The sequence below is a fragment of the Rhodococcus sp. 06-235-1A genome (genome assembly GCF_002258785.1).
Taxonomy (GTDB): Bacteria; Actinomycetota; Actinomycetes; order Mycobacteriales; family Mycobacteriaceae; genus Rhodococcoides.
Map to the genome: position 1 here is coordinate 304,894 of NZ_NOYI01000013.1, position 16,874 is coordinate 321,767.

Sequence of the window (16,874 nt, forward strand, 5' to 3'; positions counted from 1 at the left end):
GCGGGTGTCGGGTGTCTGGTTCGACGCTAGACTTCACACGTGGCCGGCCGAATTCCTGAACGCGACATTGCCGCCATTCGCGAACGCACACGGATCGAAGACATAGTCGGCGACTACGTCTCTCTCAAGCGCGCGGGCGGCGACTCCATGAAGGGGTTGTGCCCCTTCCACGACGAGAAATCGCCGTCGTTCCACGTTCGACCCAATCACGGTCACTATCACTGCTTCGGTTGCGGCGAGGGAGGTGATGCCTACTCCTTCCTCCAGAAGATCGAGCACATTTCGTTCGTCGAGGCCGTCGAACAGCTGGCCGACCGGCTGAACTACTCGATCTCCTACGAGGGCGGAGGGCCATCGGTTCAGCGTGACCGCGGCACGCGCGCCCGCCTGATCGCCGCGAACGCAGCAGCGCAGGAGTTCTACGCGGGCAGGCTCAGTGGTCCCGACGCCCAGACCGCACGGGACTATCTCACCGAACGCAATTTCGACGGCCATGCCGCACTGGCCTACGGCTGTGGGTATGCACCCGACGGCTGGGACACCCTCACCAAACACCTACTGGGCAAGGGTTTCGAGGCCAAGGAGATCGTCGACGCGGGGTTGGCGACACCCGGCAAGCGCGGTACGCCCATCGACCGTTTCCGACGCCGGTTGGTGTGGCCCATTCGCAGTCAGAGCGGCGACGTCATCGGCTTCGGTGCGCGCAAACTGTTCGACGACGACACGATGCCCGGCAAGTACATCAACACCCCGGAAACCATGCTGTACAAGAAGTCTCAGGTGCTGTTCGGCCTCGACCTGGCGCGCAAGGAGATCGCGAAGTCGCATCAGGCCGTCATCGTCGAGGGGTACACCGACGTGATGGCGATGCACCTCGCCGGAGTCAAGACCGCGGTGGCGTCCTGCGGAACTGCATTCGGCGAGGATCACCTCGCGATGCTGCGCCGACTGATGATGGACGACAGCTACTTTCGCGGTGAGGTGATCTACACCTTCGACGGCGACGACGCCGGCCAGGCCGCGGCCATGAAGGCATTCGAAGGAGATCAGAAGATCGCCGGGCAGACCTTCGTCGCCGTCGCACCCGACGGAATGGACCCGTGCGACCTGCGCCTGAAGTCCGGTGACAACGCTGTTCGTGATCTCGTGGCCAGACGTACCCCGATGTTCGCCTTCGTCGTCAAATCGCTGCTGCGAGAGCATGATCTGGACACGCCCGAGGGTCGCGTCGAAGCGTTGAAGCGAACCGTGCCGGTGGTCGCACGCATCAAGGACGCGTCGCTGCGAGACGAGTACGCGCGGCAGCTCGCCGGGTGGACCGGCTGGGACGACACCGCAATGGTGCTCGCCCGAGTACGCGACGAGGCGAAGAAGGGTGCCCGAGGCGACACGAGCGGTAAACGCGTGCCGTTCGAGAAGCGTCAGGCAGCGCCCACCGAAGCGCCCGCCGGGCCGCCGCGTCCGAACCCCACCGATCCGACGCTGTGGCCGCAACGAGAGGCGCTCAAGGCGGTGCTGCAGATGCCCGCGGTCGCCGGCACGGTCTTCGATTCGCTGCCGCCGGAAAGCTTTCACCATCCGGCGTACTCGGCCGTCCGCGACGCGGTGGCTGCCGCCGGAGGCACCGCCGCAGGACTGGGCGGAGGGGAGTGGGTCGACGCCGTGGCGAAGCAGGCCAAGGACGCCGTGGTGGTGTCGTTGGTGACGGAGTTGGCCGTCGACCCGATGCGCGTGGCCGACGACGCTCTCACGCGCTACATCTCGGGTGTGCTCGCGAGGCTGCAGGAAGTGTGGGTCGGTCAGCAGGTGGCCGAACTGAAATCGAAACTGCAGCGCATGTCGCCGGTCGAGAAGCCGGACGACTACAACGCGTTGTTCGGTGATCTCATCGCCCTGGAGCAGTACCGCCGCAGTCTGCTCGAGCTCGCCGTCGGCAGTGTCGCCGAAGTCGGTTAGCGCCGTAGCTGATCGCGTGGAACGTAGACCTGGGTCTCGTCGTCGATCGGCTGCATCGGCTCGAGTCGCGGCTGAGTGTTGAGGGAATCGGAGAGCTTCTGACGGCCGACCTCGATCGCCTTCTTGGTGGCCGGAGACGACGCAACGGCGCTCGCTGTCTTGCGAATCTGCTCGTACCGGCCCCGGCCGGCCTTGGCACCGAGCACGTATGCAGCTCCAGCCGCCAGTACCAAACGAATCATCAGTGGGTCCTCCCGTAGAGCGTGCGGCTGTCCGTCCATCTTGCCCGACGCAGCTCGAGCAGGGCGATTTGGTACTCGGCAGAACCCGATTTGGTAGTAGCGAGGGGGTGTGCGCTATTGTTTCCAACGGCTCGCACGAGAGTGTGACGCCGCGAGGTAATCCCCCATAGCTCAATTGGCAGAGCATTCGACTGTTAATCGAAGGGTTCCTGGTTCGAGTCCAGGTGGGGGAGCGCAATCCCCGTCCGGTTCACCGGGCGGGGATTTTTGTCGTCCGAACCTTTGGTACCCAAAGTCTCACGCAGTTACCAGATCGTGACGCGATTGGCTGTATATCGATTGAATGAATCCCGGCAACCGATGCCAGTTTTGTCGGTACCTCGCGGGATACTGGACGAGCGATCCCGGTTGCTCAACAGTGCTATAAAAAACCGGGTCGGTCGGTTTTAAGGGGTTCCATGAGTTTGAGTTACGCAGCAACCGTGCCACGCCACCTCGTGCATCGGCGTTCGCCGGCCGACGTGTTGTTGACCGATTACGAGACGGTGGACGGAACCCACCGAGCGGCTGTTCAGCTTCCGACTTCCCATCGGATGTTCGCTCCGGTTCGTCGAACCCACGACTCTCTGATGGTGGCCGAGGCTCTGCGTCAAGCGATCAGCCTGTTCTGCCACGTCAATCACGGAGTGCCACTCGACCACGTCGTCTTCATCGAGCACTCTCGATTCGAGATTCTCGATCCGCTGTCGGTCGACGAGATCGACGATTCGCTCGTCGCCGAGTCGATCACGACCGACGTGACGTTCGACGACGCGTCGATGGACAACATGAAGTTGTCGGCCAAGCTGTTGAACGGCGACCGACTCGTTGCGTTCGGAACGGCGTCGGTACGGTCGCTCGGCCCCGACGTGTACTCGCAGTTTCGCACCTCGCCGATGGCCGACCCCCACTTTCGGCATCTGCCGGCCGGTACCGAAGTGGTCGAGGCCCCCGCCGTCGGACGGCTCGATCCTTCCGACGTCGTGTTGGCACGACACACCTCCGACGGGACGATCGTCGTCGCCCCCGATCCTCGTAACCTGGCGATGTTCGACCATTCCGTCGAATATCTTCCCGGCGTGACCATGCTCGAAGCCGCCCGTCAGGCAGTGCGTCTGGCGACCGGAAACCCGACGCTGGACTTCACGTCGTGCGAGGTGCGCTTCATGGGGTTCGCCGAGTGGGCGAATCCCTGCTCGGTCATCGTCGACACCGACTCCACGGATGGCATTCACCGCATCCAGTTCGAGCACGACGGTGCCGTGCTGTCGGCGATCTCCGTCACGGCGACATCGGAACCGTGGCTGGTAGCTAGTGAACGTTCCAGTCGATAAGAGGCCCGTCGACCACAGCACGGATCCGTGGGAGCCGTCGGCGCGGTACCACCGAGGGCAGTAGTAGATGCCACATCTCGGTCATGCGCAGCTGTAGGTCGGCTCGGCCGGTGAGCATCTCCGAGACGGTCTGCACTCCGGTGAACGACGCGACGATCAGCCTGGCGAGTGCCGCGACATCCACATCGTCGGTGACGTCGCCTTCTTTCCGAGCGCGGCCGGTCAGTGTGGCGATCATCTCGATCCAGTCGTCGAACGACCGGGCGTTCGGATTCTCTGCCGTGGTCGATTCCAATGTCAGCCGCATACCGCCACGCGCGATCGATTCCGTCTGCAGCTGACGCGCCAGTTCCTTGGTGATGAGGATCAATGCATCGAACGCCTTCGGTGTGTGTTCGATGATGGTGACGGTGGCGGCCGTCGCCAGGGCGAGTTGCGCGTCGATCACCGCTTGCGCGAGCTCCTCCTTGGAAGAGAAATGGAAGTACATCGCACCTTTGCTGACACCGGCATGGGTGATGATGGTGCTCAAACTTGCTGTGCCGTAACCGAACTTGTCGAAACTGGCGGCGGCTCCCTCGAGCACGGCCTGCCTGGTTGATGCTGCACGCTCTTGCATCGGTCGACAATAGCTGTTACCGGGGTTCACGGCACGGCGTACGGAGTGATCGGCGGGCTCAGCTGTAGTCGGTATCGGAACCCGCTGCGCGAACCGCCCGGGCCTGCTCGAGGCGACCCAGGAGATAGGTCTCGATCCACTCGAAGGACGTCGAGCCCATTGGCAGGCGTAATGGGGGATTGTCCGAGGAAATCGCGGCCAGGACGGCATCGGCACCGCGGCGCGGGTCGCCGGCTTGCGTGCCGTGGGTGGCCTCGAATGCGGTTCGAGCCGGTCCGATCAGCTCGGCGTAGTCGTCCAGCGGCGTGCCCCACTGCATCGACCGTCCGCTGGCGTCGGTGCGGAACGGGCCCGGTTCGACGATGGTGACACCGATACCGAGATGTCGAACTTCGGCAGCGAGTGCCTCCGAAAACCCTTCGAGAGCGAATTTGGTTCCGGCGTAAGCAGTGCCGCCCGGACCGGGTACCACGCCGATCACCGACGACATCTGCACGATGTGGCCGCTGCGGCGCGCCCGCATCGAGGGCAGCACCGCCCTGGTGACGGCCAGTGGGCCGAAGAAGTTGACGTCGACATTCTCGCGGAACCGGTGTTCGTCGATCTCCTCGAATGCGCCGAGCAGTCCGTAGCCGGCATTGTTGACGAGGACGTCTATTTGTCCGAACCTGTCGAGAGCATGGGTGACAGCAGTATCGATCGACTTCTGGTCTGTCACATCGAGCCGGGCGTGCAGCAGACTTTCGCTCTCCGGCCCCTCCAGGTCGTCCACGTTGCGGGCGGTGGCGACCACCCGATGGCCCGCGTCGAGTGCGGCACGAACAAATTCGCGACCGAAACCCGAGCTGGCTCCGGTGATGAACCAGACCCTGTCCGCGCGCGTCGTGTCCATGTCGTCGGTGCCCTTCGAGCGATGTGGTCGTGAGCGGCGATAACGGTAGTGACGGCAGATGCCGGTCGGCAACCGAATTGATGGCACGCTGAGGCAATGGTCGATACGAGCGCAGGAATTCTGTTGTACCGCGTCGGTGCCGACGGCCCGGATGTCTTGATCGCTCACCCCGGCGGACCGTTCTGGGCCCGCAAGGACGAGGGAGCATGGTCGATCGTCAAGGGGTTGCTCACCGACGGAGAAGGCCCGTGGACTGCGGCCCGGCGGGAGTTTCGAGAGGAGGTCGGTATCGACGTCCCGGCCGGAGAACCCGTGGAGCTCGGCACCGTCAGGCAGCGCAGCGGAAAGCTCGTCATCGCATTCGGCATCGAAGCCGATCTCGATGTCTCGAATGCGGTGAGCAACACATTCGAGATCGAGTGGCCGCCGAAATCCGGTCTGATGAAGTCGTTTCCCGAGGTCGACCGCGTCGAATGGTTCCCGCTCGAACAGGCCAGAGCCAAGCTGCTGCCGGCTCAGCATCCGTTCCTGGACGCTGTGGCGGCTGTTGTCGCAGAGCGATAGTTTCGGCATCCGGCCCGGGGGTATCCAGCGGCCGGAAATTACGAGAGTCGTAGATGCAGGGTGGGAAGTGGATCATGATGCCGACGGATGCGCCCAGCGCACAGACCATGGCGGAAACGTCGCCGGTGGAACCCTCTGCGGTGGATACCTCACTCTTGGAGACACAGTGGGGCGGACGCGTCGTCGCGTCGGCGTTCGTTGTGTTGGCCACGGGACTCTCGTGGGTGTTCGCAGCGACCGCCATGATCGGCTAGCGACCATCGGTCCGTTGGCCGATACTGCTCAGCTACAACTACGAAGGGCAGCACAGTGACCGACCGCAGTGTCTCCACCACTCCACCGGCGACCGAGGTACCGAAACGCGCGTGGCAGGCACTCGTGGTTCTGCTGCTGGGTATGTTCATGGCGCTGCTCGACACCACGATCGTCAACGTGGCCCTGCCGACGATCAGCACCACGTTGGATGCGTCGGAATCGGTTCTGTCGTGGATCATTTCGGGGTACGCCCTGGCGTTCGGCCTGGCTCTGATTCCGGCAGGCAAGGTGGGGGACCGCATCGGTCACAAGTGGGTCTTCTTCACCGGCCTCGCGTTGTTCACTGTCGCGAGCTTCGCCTGTGGTCTTGCTCAGGACGATCTGCAGTTGGTCGTTGCCAGGGTTGTACAAGGCCTGGCGGGCGGCATGTTCGTGCCCGCCGTCACCGCCTTCATCCAGTTGCTGTTTCCGGGGCCCGTGCGGGGCAAGGCATTTGCCATCATGGGTGCCGTCATCGGAGTCTCCACAGCGCTCGGCCCCATCGTCGGCGGCCTGATCATTCAGGCATTCGGTGACGAGAACGGGTGGCGGTTGGTTTTCTGGGTCAATCTGCCGATCGGCGTCGTCGGTCTCGTTGCGGCCGCCGTACTGCTGCCCAACAAGACGGAATCGGCTCCTGCAGTTCGCCCCGGAATCGACTGGCTCGGACTGGTTCTCATCTCTGCGGGCCTGATCGCTCTGCTCGTTCCGCTGATCGAAGGCCAGGAACTGGGCTGGCCGCTGTGGACCTACCTCACCATCGCGGCCGGACTGGGTCTGATTGCGCTGTTCGGCTGGTGGGAAGTGATCCACACCGGTCGCGGACGCAACCCGCTCGTGCCACCTCGCCTGTTCACTCACCCGGCCTTCACCGGCGGTGTCATTCTTGCGCTGGTCTACTTCGCGGCGTTCACCAGCATCTTCTTCACCATCTCGCTGCTGTGGCAGACCGGGCTCGGCAACACGGCACTGGCGTCGGGATTGGTGTCGATACCGTTCGCGATCGGCAGCATCATCGCCTCTTCACAGAGCAACAGGCTGACCATTCGGCTCGGCCGCACCGTGCTGATCCTCGGTGCCTCGCTCGTGTCGATCGGGCTGATCTGGTTGTGGATCATCCTCGCGACCAGCTCTGCCGACACGATCTCGCACTGGACACTGTTGGTTCCGTTGTTCATCGCAGGGCTCGGCAACGGTGCGTTCATCGCACCCAACGCGCAATTCATCGTTGCGACCGTGGACCGCGACGATGCGGGAGCCGCGAGCGGGGTCATCTCGACAATGCAGCGCGTGGGATCGGCGATCGGTATCGCCGTCATCGGAAGTGTGCTGTTCGGATCTCTCGACATCACCGGACCGGACACCGTCGGGTCGGGCTTCCTGCACGGAGCGGCCATGGCAATGGCCGTCAGCTCAGCGTTCAGTGTGGTCGCGCTTGCATTGGTCTTCGCGCTCCCCAAGAAGGTTCAGGGCGCGCACTAGTACCGTCCGTCAGCCTTTCAAGCCCTTGCTGTGCCGGTCGACGACAGATGCTGCGAGGTCGGCGATCTTCACGTTCAAGTCTTGAGAAGACTTGCGCAGCAGGGCGAACGCCTCGTCGCCGGACACGTCGTGCAGAGCCATGATGAGCCCGATGGCCTTGCCGATCTCCCTGTTGCTTTCGAGTCCGTCACGCAGCGTCGACGCTTCCTGCCCGTTCATGACCGCGGCAACGGTGACGGCCGTGAACGCCGTCAGAATGATCGCCTTGCTCGCGCTGTCCGTGTCGAACACTCCGGGCTTGTCGGTGAACAGGTTGAGCGCGCCCACCTTCTTGTCGTCCACCTTGAGTCGAAATCCCATGGCTCCTCGCACCGGCGTGCGGTTCAACACACCGCGAGCCATCGCGGGCCACTGGGTGGGAGTTCGGAAGTCTGTCTCGAGCTGCGCTGCCTCGCTCGTGATCGCGTCCAGGCACGGGCCTTCGCCGGTGGCGCGCTCGATGTCGTCGACAACTCGAGCGATGTCGTCCGAGGCGGCGACGGTGACGGGCTTTCCGTGGCGCATGAGCATCAGGCTCGCGTGATCGCAATGTGGAACCAGGAGCGTGGCGGCGTTGCAGATCGCGGTGTAGACCTCGTCCGCGCTGCTCCCTCGGTACACGATGTCGGCCAGTGCGGCGAACACGGTCGCCGGATCGGTGACCGGGCCGGGAGTGGAGCCTGCGGGAACGACCGAAAGTCCGTCGAGCTGCGCGTCGTCGTTCACTTGTTACTCCCATCCAGTGTGAATTGTTCGAGCGACCGGCGCTCGAAGTGCATCAACCGTACCGCCACGGGATGGGGTGGCCGACGGGACGGGTCCCGGCAGTAGCCTCGACTCGTGAGCGATGCGCAGGAGTCCACCGGATTCGAGTACGGCCACGACGGACCTAAGTCGATCGTGGTGGGGGTCGACGGTTCCGATTCGTCCTGGCGCGCCGCCGCCTACGCCGCAGGACTTGCCCGCAGGCAGCGCTCGCTGCTGGTGCTCGTGTACGTGCAACCCATCGCGACGGCGTCATGGGGCCAGGCCGGCATCTCGCTCGTCGAAACCGGTCAGCAGATCGCCGACGAGCTGCTCGATTACATCCGAACGTCGGCTGCCCGTTTCGGTGAGCGGGAGCGTGTTTGGTGGGAGTTCCGCACTGCACAGGGTGATCCGTACAACGGGCTGATCGCCGTCGCAGAGCAACTGCGTACCGATGCCGTCGTCGTAGGGGCATCCGAGAATGCGGGCCACCGAATCGCCGGTTCGGTGGCGGTGCGCTTGGTCAAGGCAGGCCGCTGGCCGGTGACCGTGGTGCCCTGAACGGTCGGAAAGCGAGCCTGTCGGCCGTCTGCCCTGTAAAAATAGGCAGTCACCTCGTCGGATGCGAGGCGCACGTGGTGCCGTTCTCGAGGATCCGAGGAGTTCCATGGCCGGGCTGTCGCGTCGACAATTCATAGCTCGAGTGGGGGCTCTCGCGGCGGCGTGGGGAAGTGCGCCCCACGTGCTGGGTGAGGCACTCGTGGCCAACGCGCAGCCAGTCGCCGCGGATGCGGATACGACCGGGACTCTGGCGCAGACGATCCTGCGATCAGCCACCGGCACCGGTCGCTACCGAGTCCTCGGTGCAGGCCCGGGCGAGCCGTACGTGGCCCGTCTGGATGTTCTCGGGCGTGCGCCGAATCCGTCGAGAGTGCAGGCGCGCCGGTCGTTGCTGTACCTCGGCCACCTGTCGGACTTGCATGTGATCGACGCCCAGTCACCCGGCCGGATCGAGCCCATGATCGTCTCCGACCACGCCGCGTGGGGGTCGGCGTTCCATCCGCAGGACCCGCTCACCGTGCACGTCACAGCGGCGATGGTGAAGGCTTTCGCCGACGCTCGGATCAGCCCGGTGACCGGCGCACCGATGGGAGCAGCGGTGGTCACCGGAGACAGTGCCGACATGCACTCCCATCTCGAACTGCGCTGGTACATAGACGTTCTCGACGGCGTTCCGGTTCGGCCGACGAGCGGGGCCGCGGACGTCTTCGAGGGAGTTCAGGCCTGGCCGGAGGCGCAGTGGGCCTATCGGCCCGGTGACCCGTCGGGCGGGTCGTTCGGCGACTACGGATTCCCGACGCTTCCCGACCTCCTCACCCAGGCGATGTCGGGAACCGTCGAATCGGTGGGGCTACCCGTGCCGTGGTACTCGGTCTACGGAAACCACGACACTCTGTTGCTCGGCACCTTCGATCTGTCCTCGCAGGTGCACGCTCTCGCTGTCGGGGGTCGGAAGGCGTACGCGCTGGAGGCGACGGCTACCTCGGCACTGGCCGGCTACGCCTCGACGGCCAGTCCGTTGCAGCGCGCGATCGATGCGCTCGGAGTCGGATCCGGTGCGCGACCGGGGTTTCGCGCCGTGTCGCCCGATCCCTCGCGGTATCTGTTCGAGCAACGCGAGTTCATGTCGGAGCACTTCGAGACCACCCCGACGCCGGGTCCGATCGGTCACGGCTTCACCCAACACAACCTCGACTCCGGCGAGACCTGGTGGACGGCAGACCCCACCCCCAACATCCGCACGTTCGGACTCGACACCTGCAACGCCGTCGCCGGACCCGACGGTGCTGTGCCCGAACAGCAATTCGACTGGTTGACAGAGCAATTGGAACGGGCGCAGGCCGAGAACAAGCTCGTGCTGATCTACACCCACCACAACAGCCTGACGTTGGAGAACCGGGCGCAGCGGCCTGGACAGTCGGTAAAGCTCTACGGCGCAGACGAATTCGTAGATCTACTGTTGAGGTATCCGGTGGTGATCGGTTGGCTCAACGGCCACACTCACCAGAACCAGATCCTGGCGCATTCGAGCGGAGGACGTGGATTCTGGGAGATCACCACCGCGTCGTGCATCGACTTCCCTCAACAGCAGCAGGTGGTCGAGATCGTCGACAACCGGGACGGGACTCTCTCGTTGTTCACAACGGTGCTCGATCACGCATCTCCGGTCACGCCCGGAAACAGCGGCAGCTACCTGGATCTGGCGTCCCGTAGCCGAGAGTTGGCGGCCAACGACTGGGCCGAGAATCCGCTGATGCGGCGAGGATCGCGTCTGGATCGCAACACCGAACTGCTCCTGCCTGAACCGTTCGATCTGAGCAGCATCACCGACGCCGTCCTCGAAAAGCAACACTTGGACGAGCATGCGCGACTGATCGCCTACGAGACGAGGCAGGGCCGATGAACAGTGTTCGCAGGACGATCCTTGTCCTGTCCGCGGTGATGGTCTGCGCGGGGTGTTCGCAGACTGCTGCGCTCGCGCCGGTCGGCGGAGCCGAGCTCGGGGACCTGCGCTACGCCGTCAACGACGTCCTGTTCGAGAAGGGAATCGACATCCTGATCGCGCCGGTCTGCTCGGGTACCGGAGGCGACATCGAATGTGCCGGGGAGACAACCGACAACGAGGCAATCACCGGTTCGGCCACGTCGGACGACGCGAGCACCGTCGAGGTGAAGGTCGGTACGAACGTTCTCTATTCGGGATCCGTGCAGGACGTGCTCGACCGGAACTCGACGGTCGGTGCACCGTGAGGGGGATCGGTGTTCTCGGCCTCGTGGTGGTCGTGTCGGCTCTGGTTCAGGCGCTGACGGTCGTGGGTGATCCGGTGCCGACGTCCTCCGTGGGCTTTGCTGGGTTGGTTGCTGCATCCGCCGCGGCACTGGTGCTCGCCCTGTGGATCACCGCATCGACGGCACTCGACGTGGTGGACGGCAAAGCGTCCGGTGCACTGGGTCGGGCATGGCGACGTCCGCGCGTCCTGGTGTGGTGCGTGGTGCTGACTCTTGTGGCCGTTGCGCTGGCAATTCTTCTCCCGATGCTCCCGGTCATCGTGATTCTGGTTGCGCTGCTGATCCTTCCGGCCGTGGTCGACGGCCACCGAAGTCCATTCCGCGCTGCGTTGCGCACAGTCCGACGGTCTCCGGGGCGTTGCGCACTGGCGGCTGTGGTCACGATTCTGGCCTACATCCTGTCCTGGGTTGTGGCGCTCCTGTTGGGATTCTTCGTCACCGGTGTCGTGGCGGCGTTCATTACGTGGTTGTGGTTCGGAGCCATTACCTCTGTGCTGCTGCTCTATTGGTCGCGGTTGTACCGAAGAGCAACGCTGCCTTGACCGCTGTAGACGCCCCTCAGCCGCGGGCTCGGCGACCGGCCGCGGCCTCGGCGACGATGTGAGCGATTCGACTCGAGCGAGTGTCGTCTCGAGCGGCGCTGACAATCCACCACAGCATCTGCTTGCGCGCGCTGGGTGGAAAGCCGTCCCAGTTGGTTCGAGCATTCGGGTCTCTGTCCAGCGCCGTCGTCAGCTCGAGTGGTTCCTGGAGGTCTTCGACCTGATCGGCAATCGTCCACCAGCCGTTGGATTTCGCGGCAGCGATGGCGCGGCGGCCTGCTTCGGTCATGAGGCCGCTGTCTTCCATATCGGCTGCGCGTTTCCGGTTGAGCCGGGTCCACGGGCTCTTGGTCCTGCGCGGCGTGAACAGCTGCAGGCTGCGCTCGTCGTCGAGGTTGCTGCCGGTGGAGTCGATCCAACCGAAGCAGATGGCTTCCTCGACGGCGTCGGGGTACGGGCAGCGTGGCCGGTCGGTGGTGTTGCGCCACGAACACAGCCACACGCCTTGGGTGGAAACGTGATTGTTCTCCAGCCAGGTACGCCACTGCGTCCGACTTTCGGCGTGAAAAATCGGGTAGTCGAACTTCCACGTCGGTGGGTGGTCGGATACTGACGGCAAGGGCTCCGAAGCAGTCATGCACTCGCTCCGTCTGCTCGTCGTGATGGAGCTGCACCGTAGTTCCGCATCCATACAGTCTGCCCACGAATGCGGACATATGTCGTCCGCAATGGTGCGAATATTCCGTGGATCGACGGCACTCGGCGAGAGGCCGCTGTCAGACTGGCGACATGTCGATCACACTCGTCCCGATCACTCTTCAACGGTTTCCCTCGTGGCTGAAACGGAGCCAGAGCGAGTACAAGTCGGACCTGATCGCTACAGGTGAGACGCCACGCGCCGCTGAAGAGCACGCAAGTGATGCCTTCGAGCGTGCTTTCCCGGCGGGTGCTCCCACCCCGGATGACACTGTGTTCGACGTCGTCGATGACACGGGCCGGATCGTCGGGTACCTCTGGATCGGCCGTGACAACTCAGACGACGCCAGCTCGTGGTGGGTTTGGGATGTCGTAGTCGAGCCAGAGCACCGAGGCCAGGGCTATGGGCGAGCAGTGATGCAGCTCGCCGAAGACCACGCACGGGCGGAGGGCGCACGGACGCTGGGACTGAGCGTGTTCGGTTTCAATGCCGTCGCGCGCGGGATGTACGAGTCAGCCGGATATGAAACCACAAGTGTGAAGATGCGCAAGAAGCTCTGAACCCCTCAATCCTTACCCCTGGGATGGGGGATAGGTCGGTTCAAAATCTCCAGGAAAGGAATAGACAGATCACGGCTGAAACTCGCCGGGCTGGGGCCTGCGGAGTTGATAGAAGCACTCACCGACGTATTCGGTGCCGGGTTCGAGTAAGACCGTCTCGGTGGGGCGGGCGGGGCTCGAACCCGCGACCAATGGATTATGAGTCCACGGCTCTAACCGACTGAGCTACCGCCCCATTCCCGTACCAGGTACGAGCCTGCAGAATCGTACAGAATCGCGTCGCCTCGACGGTGCATCGGGGCGCTATTTCGCTCGGACCTGCACCGGAACCCCGTTGAGGATCGCGTTGGCCGAGACGGCGTCGACGCGGCTCGGATCGGTGATGTCGTTGACGCTCGGCCCCTGCACCGTCGTCGCAACGGACAATTGCACGCCGGGACGCTGATGGCCGAAGCCGTGCGGCATGCTCACGACGCCCTGCATCATCTTCTCCGATGCCGCCACCTCGATGTCGACGGTTCCGGCGGCAGAGGTGACCGACACCATCGCCCCGTCCTCGATACCGCGATGGGCAAGATCGTCCGGATGCGCCAGAAGCTGATGTCGCGCTTTGCCTTTGGTGAGCCGGGCGGTGTTGTGCATCCACGAATTGTTGCTTCGCAGGTGTCGGCGGCCGATCATCAACAACTCGTCGCCGCTCGGAACTGCGCTCGAGCGCATCAGATCCACCAGCGCGGGAAGTTCGGTGATCACGACGTCCTGTATCAGCTGGACGCGCTTGTCCCGCGTCTTCAACTTCTGCGGAAAGCCGGGACGCAGTGGTCCGAGATCGACACCGTGCGGATTGGCTCGAAGCTTCTTGAGCGACAGCCCTTTTCGTTGGCTGCGGAGCAGGATGTCCAGGGTGCGAGCAGGGGAGAGGCGCAGGCGCGCCTCACCGATGATGCTCTTCGGAGTCAGTCGAGACTTCACTCGATCGACCGTGGAACCGGCCAGTCGACTCCTGTATCGCAGCGACAGATCGCGGAAAATCTCCCAATCGTGCTTCGCTCCAGCCTTCTTGGGCAGGACCGCCGGCATGTACTTGGCTGTGTTGTGCACCGCGAAGGAGTTGAAGATCAGGTCGTAGTGGTCGCGTTCGAGAGACATCGTCGGCGGCAGAATCACGTGTGCGTGACGCGAGGTCTCGTTGATGTAGAAGTCGAACGACACCATGAAATCGAGGCTCGCGAACGCGTCGTTCAGGGTGGTGCCGCCGGGCATCGACAACACCGGGTTGCCGGACAGGACCGCCATCGCTCGGATCTGGTCCTTGCCCTCGGTGGTGATCTCGTCGACGAGCGTCGAGCACGGGTATTCGCCTGCGAACTCGGGGAGGTCGCGAACACGGCTGCGCCACTTGTCGAAATGGCCGCGGCCGACGATTCCCTGCTTGATCAGATCGATCGCAGGATCGGTCACCATGGCCCCGCCGGGGCGGTCGAGATTGCCCGTGATGATGTTCAGCACCTGAATTGCCCACTGGCACAAGGTGCCGAACTGCTGAGTCGACACACCCATCCGGCCGTACGCCACGGCAGATTTCGCTGCGGCGAAATCTCGTGCGAGAGTCGAGATCTCGTCCGCGGACATGCCGACCACGGGGGCCACGGACTCGGGAGTGAACTCGGCGACGAGGTCTGCCAGCCGATCGGCCCCATCGATGTAGTCGGCCACTCGCACCGTGCCGTCGGCGACGATCGTGTGGATCATCGCGAGAAGCAACAGAGCATCACTACCGGGTCGAACGAAGAAGTGGGTGTCCGCGATATCCGCGGTCTCGGTCTTCCGCGGATCGACCACGACCAGGCGTCCGCCGCGTTTGCGCAGTGCCCGCGCTCTCTTGGCGAAATCCGGCACGGTCATCATGGAGCCGTTCGACGCCATCGGGTTGCCGCCGAGGACGAGGAAGAAATCGGTTCGATCGATGTCCGGGATCGGCAAGAGCAGCTGATGCCCGTACAGCAGATGATCGACGAGCTGATGGGGGAGTTGATCCAGCGAGGTGGCGGAGTATCGATTACGCGTCCGCAGGAGCGAGGTGAAGGGAATTCCGTGGGTCATCGCACCCATCGAATGCACGTTGGGGTTGCCCTGGTAGATGCCGACAGCATTACGGCCGTACTTCTCACGCGTCGAGATCAGACCGTCGATCACGAGGTCGTATGCCTCGTCCCAGTCGATCTTCTCCCAGCTCTCACCCACGCGTTTGACCGGCATGGTGAGCCGATCGGTATCGGCGTGCAGATCGATCAGCGACAGAGCCTTGGGGCAGATGTGCCCGCGCGAGAGAGGGTCTTTCTCGTCACCGCGGATGGACGTCACCGCATCGTTCTCCACCGTGAACTCGAGCCCACAGATCGCTTCGCACAGATTGCACGATCCATACACAACCGACATCGCATTCCTCCCACTCATGTGCCTGCGAGCGTAGCCCGGCGGGGGACCGGGGCACCGTCATCGACCGACAATTAGGCTCGTCGATCGTGACCACCCTCGATCTCACGGCCTCCTGGCCCGTCGACCATGTCAGTGCAGCAGTCGTCACCGATTCCGGCGTTCGTGAGGAACTCGGCGACACCGAGCGCATCTACGAGCTGGCCTCGGTCACCAAACTGCTCAGTGCGTACGCAGTTCTCGTCGCCGTCGAGGAAGGCGCGGTGGAGCTCGATCAACCCGCAGGGCCGGAAGGGTCGACGGTGCGTCACCTGCTGGCACACGCGTCGGGACTGGCGTTCGGCGACCGGACGGTGCAGGCACCGGCCGGTACCAAGCGGATCTACTCGAGCGCCGGGTTCGAGGTACTGGCCGAACTGATCGAGACCGAGGCAGGCATCGCCTTCCCGGACTACCTCGACGAGGCCGTGTGTCGACCACTGCAGATGACGAACACCTCACTACCGGGATCGGCGGGCCACGGTGCCAGCTCCACCCTGGCGGATCTGAAGAGATTTGCAGCAGAGCTGTTGCATCCGACGCTCCTCGCGTCGCAGACCCTGTCGTCGGCGACGGACGTGCAGTTTCCCGGTCTGAACGGGATCGTGCCCGGGTACGGATCGCACAAGCCGTGCGATTGGGGGCTCGGGTTCGAGCTGCGCGGGGAGAAGACCCCGCACTGGACTGGGAGCACCAACTCGTCGGCCACGTTCGGTCACTTCGGGCAGGCCGGAACGTTCCTGTGGGTGGACCCCGAGGTGCGGACGGCATGCGTGGTGTTGACCGACCGGGCCTTCGGAGACTGGGCGAAACCGCTGTGGCCGGAGCTGTCCGACGCCGTCCTTGCAGGGTGAACACCGACCGTTCACAGATAGCACTGGCGCAACAGGGGCAACTCGGGGCACACTAGTACACATACGCATTGATTCACCGCATCCAGTCGAAGCATGTCGAGGTCGTTGGGGAAGACGTCCCTCGTCGAAGCTGGAGGTAGTGCAATGCGTGGATCGAATCAATTCGCAGAAGCGACGTCGGGTGTTGTGTACATCCACTCGTCGCCCGCTGCGCTGTGCCCGCATGTCGAATGGGCGTTGACCGACGCCCTCGATTGCCGTGCAAATCTGAAGTGGTCTGCGCAGCCTGCCTCCGACGGGCAGCTACGCGCCACCACCGACTGGGTCGGCCCGGTCGGTACCGGAGCGAACCTCGCCGGCATTCTGCGCTCGTGGCAGATGCTGCGGTTCGAGGTGACCGAGGACGCCAGCGAAGGCGTCGACGGCGAACGGTTCTCGCACGTCCCCGGTTTGGGGCTGTGGCGCGGAACGACGAGTGCGAACGGTGACGTGGTACTCGGGGAGATGCGACTACGCGCTTTGATGGAGAACAATCAGGGCAACTTCACCGCCGCCGTGGAACATGCGCTCGGTTCGGACTGGGACGCCGCCCTCGAGCCCTTCCGCACCGGCGGGGCCGGAGCCGAAGTGACGTGGTTGAGCCGCAACGTCGGCTAGACGAGAAGTTGCCGGGGGGTTGGGCGTCGCG

General features: G+C 63.9%; 18 protein-coding genes and 2 tRNA genes. 13 read left to right on the plus strand and 7 right to left on the minus strand.

Features of this window, described 5'->3' with window-relative positions:
• Positions 1-39: 39 nt before the first annotated feature.
• A complete protein-coding gene (gene dnaG, locus CH275_RS14480) occupies positions 40-1,956 on the plus strand; it encodes a DNA primase (protein WP_094679019.1) in 1,917 nt (638 codons plus the stop codon).
• Here dnaG and CH275_RS14485 read toward each other — a convergent pair.
• The gene (locus tag CH275_RS14485; protein WP_032379567.1) at positions 1,953-2,198 is read right to left on the minus strand and encodes a hypothetical protein; all 246 of its coding nucleotides are present in this window, start codon (positions 2,196-2,198) and stop codon (positions 1,953-1,955) included. The genes dnaG and CH275_RS14485 overlap by 4 nt on opposite strands.
• A gap of 160 nt (positions 2,199-2,358) precedes the next feature.
• Between CH275_RS14485 and CH275_RS14490 the strand changes: the two genes are divergently transcribed.
• Both CH275_RS14490 and CH275_RS14495 read left to right on the plus strand, forming a co-directional pair.
• Positions 2,359-2,431, plus strand: a tRNA-Asn gene (locus tag CH275_RS14490).
• Between the two features lie 225 nt (positions 2,432-2,656).
• Positions 2,657-3,571 (plus strand): AfsA-related hotdog domain-containing protein, encoded by a 915-nt coding sequence (locus CH275_RS14495; protein WP_094679020.1) that lies wholly within the window; start codon positions 2,657-2,659, stop codon positions 3,569-3,571.
• Here the strand turns inward: CH275_RS14495 and CH275_RS14500 are convergent.
• Both CH275_RS14500 and CH275_RS14505 read right to left on the minus strand, forming a co-directional pair.
• The gene (locus CH275_RS14500; RefSeq protein ID WP_094679021.1) at positions 3,549-4,190 is read right to left on the minus strand and encodes a ScbR family autoregulator-binding transcription factor; all 642 of its coding nucleotides are present in this window, start codon (positions 4,188-4,190) and stop codon (positions 3,549-3,551) included. The two genes, CH275_RS14495 and CH275_RS14500, sit on opposite strands and share 23 nt — an antisense overlap.
• Positions 4,191-4,248: 58 nt before the next feature.
• On the minus strand, positions 4,249-5,082 hold the full coding sequence (locus CH275_RS14505) for an oxidoreductase (protein WP_094679022.1): 834 nt from the start codon (positions 5,080-5,082) through the stop codon (positions 4,249-4,251).
• 96 nt (positions 5,083-5,178) lie between these two features.
• On the opposite strand from CH275_RS14505, the gene CH275_RS14510 reads away from it, so the two are divergent.
• From CH275_RS14510 to CH275_RS14520, 3 genes are all read left to right on the plus strand, one after another.
• Entirely contained in the window at positions 5,179-5,646 is a 468-nt protein-coding gene (locus tag CH275_RS14510; RefSeq protein WP_094679023.1) for an NUDIX domain-containing protein, read from the plus strand.
• Between the two features lie 74 nt (positions 5,647-5,720).
• Positions 5,721-5,900, plus strand: coding sequence for a hypothetical protein (locus CH275_RS14515; protein ID WP_143546776.1), 180 nt, complete (start codon positions 5,721-5,723; stop codon positions 5,898-5,900).
• A 55-nt stretch (positions 5,901-5,955) separates the two neighbouring features.
• Positions 5,956-7,422 carry a DHA2 family efflux MFS transporter permease subunit gene (locus CH275_RS14520; RefSeq protein WP_094679025.1) on the plus strand — a complete coding sequence of 489 codons (1,467 nt, stop codon included), beginning with the start codon at positions 5,956-5,958 and terminating at the stop codon, positions 7,420-7,422.
• Positions 7,423-7,431: 9 nt separating this feature from the next.
• Here the strand turns inward: CH275_RS14520 and CH275_RS14525 are convergent, their stop codons facing one another.
• On the minus strand, positions 7,432-8,187 hold the full coding sequence (locus tag CH275_RS14525; protein WP_094679026.1) for a GAF and ANTAR domain-containing protein: 756 nt from the start codon (positions 8,185-8,187) through the stop codon (positions 7,432-7,434).
• Positions 8,188-8,301: 114 nt separating this feature from the next.
• Here CH275_RS14525 and CH275_RS14530 point away from each other — a divergent pair, with 114 nt between their 5' ends.
• From CH275_RS14530 to CH275_RS14545, 4 genes are all read left to right on the plus strand, one after another.
• Positions 8,302-8,769 carry a universal stress protein gene (locus CH275_RS14530; protein WP_094679027.1) on the plus strand — a complete coding sequence of 156 codons (468 nt, stop codon included), beginning with the start codon at positions 8,302-8,304 and terminating at the stop codon, positions 8,767-8,769.
• 106 nt (positions 8,770-8,875) lie between these two features.
• Positions 8,876-10,672, plus strand: coding sequence for a TIGR03767 family metallophosphoesterase (locus CH275_RS14535; RefSeq protein ID WP_094679281.1), 1,797 nt, complete (start codon positions 8,876-8,878; stop codon positions 10,670-10,672).
• Positions 10,669-11,019 (plus strand): hypothetical protein, encoded by a 351-nt coding sequence (locus CH275_RS14540; RefSeq protein ID WP_094679028.1) that lies wholly within the window; start codon positions 10,669-10,671, stop codon positions 11,017-11,019. The genes CH275_RS14535 and CH275_RS14540 overlap by 4 nt, the downstream gene beginning before the upstream one ends.
• A complete protein-coding gene (locus CH275_RS14545; protein ID WP_094679029.1) occupies positions 11,016-11,600 on the plus strand; it encodes a hypothetical protein in 585 nt (194 codons plus the stop codon). Before CH275_RS14540 ends, CH275_RS14545 begins: the two co-directional genes overlap by 4 nt.
• Before the next feature lie 16 nt (positions 11,601-11,616).
• On the opposite strand, the gene CH275_RS14550 is transcribed toward CH275_RS14545, so the two are convergent.
• Positions 11,617-12,237: a YdeI/OmpD-associated family protein gene (locus tag CH275_RS14550; protein ID WP_094679030.1), complete on the minus strand. Its 621-nt coding sequence runs from the start codon at positions 12,235-12,237 to the stop codon at positions 11,617-11,619.
• A 152-nt stretch (positions 12,238-12,389) separates the two neighbouring features.
• Here CH275_RS14550 and CH275_RS14555 point away from each other — a divergent pair, with 152 nt between their 5' ends.
• Complete coding sequence (locus CH275_RS14555) at positions 12,390-12,857, plus strand: GNAT family N-acetyltransferase (protein ID WP_094679031.1); 468 nt, start codon at positions 12,390-12,392, stop codon at positions 12,855-12,857.
• Positions 12,858-13,018: 161 nt separating this feature from the next.
• Here the strand turns inward: CH275_RS14555 and CH275_RS14560 are convergent.
• Together CH275_RS14560 and CH275_RS14565 are read right to left on the minus strand one after the other, a co-directional pair.
• Positions 13,019-13,092: transfer RNA gene (locus CH275_RS14560), tRNA-Ile, on the minus strand.
• Positions 13,093-13,160: 68 nt separating this feature from the next.
• The gene (locus tag CH275_RS14565) at positions 13,161-15,296 is read right to left on the minus strand and encodes a molybdopterin-dependent oxidoreductase (protein WP_094679032.1); all 2,136 of its coding nucleotides are present in this window, start codon (positions 15,294-15,296) and stop codon (positions 13,161-13,163) included.
• Positions 15,297-15,382: 86 nt separating this feature from the next.
• Between CH275_RS14565 and CH275_RS14570 the strand changes: the two genes are divergently transcribed.
• Positions 15,383-16,186 (plus strand): serine hydrolase domain-containing protein, encoded by an 804-nt coding sequence (locus CH275_RS14570; protein WP_094679033.1) that lies wholly within the window; start codon positions 15,383-15,385, stop codon positions 16,184-16,186.
• Between the two features lie 144 nt (positions 16,187-16,330).
• Positions 16,331-16,843, plus strand: coding sequence for a DUF3145 domain-containing protein (locus CH275_RS14575; protein ID WP_094679034.1), 513 nt, complete (start codon positions 16,331-16,333; stop codon positions 16,841-16,843).
• The last annotated feature ends 31 nt before the right edge of the window (positions 16,844-16,874 follow it).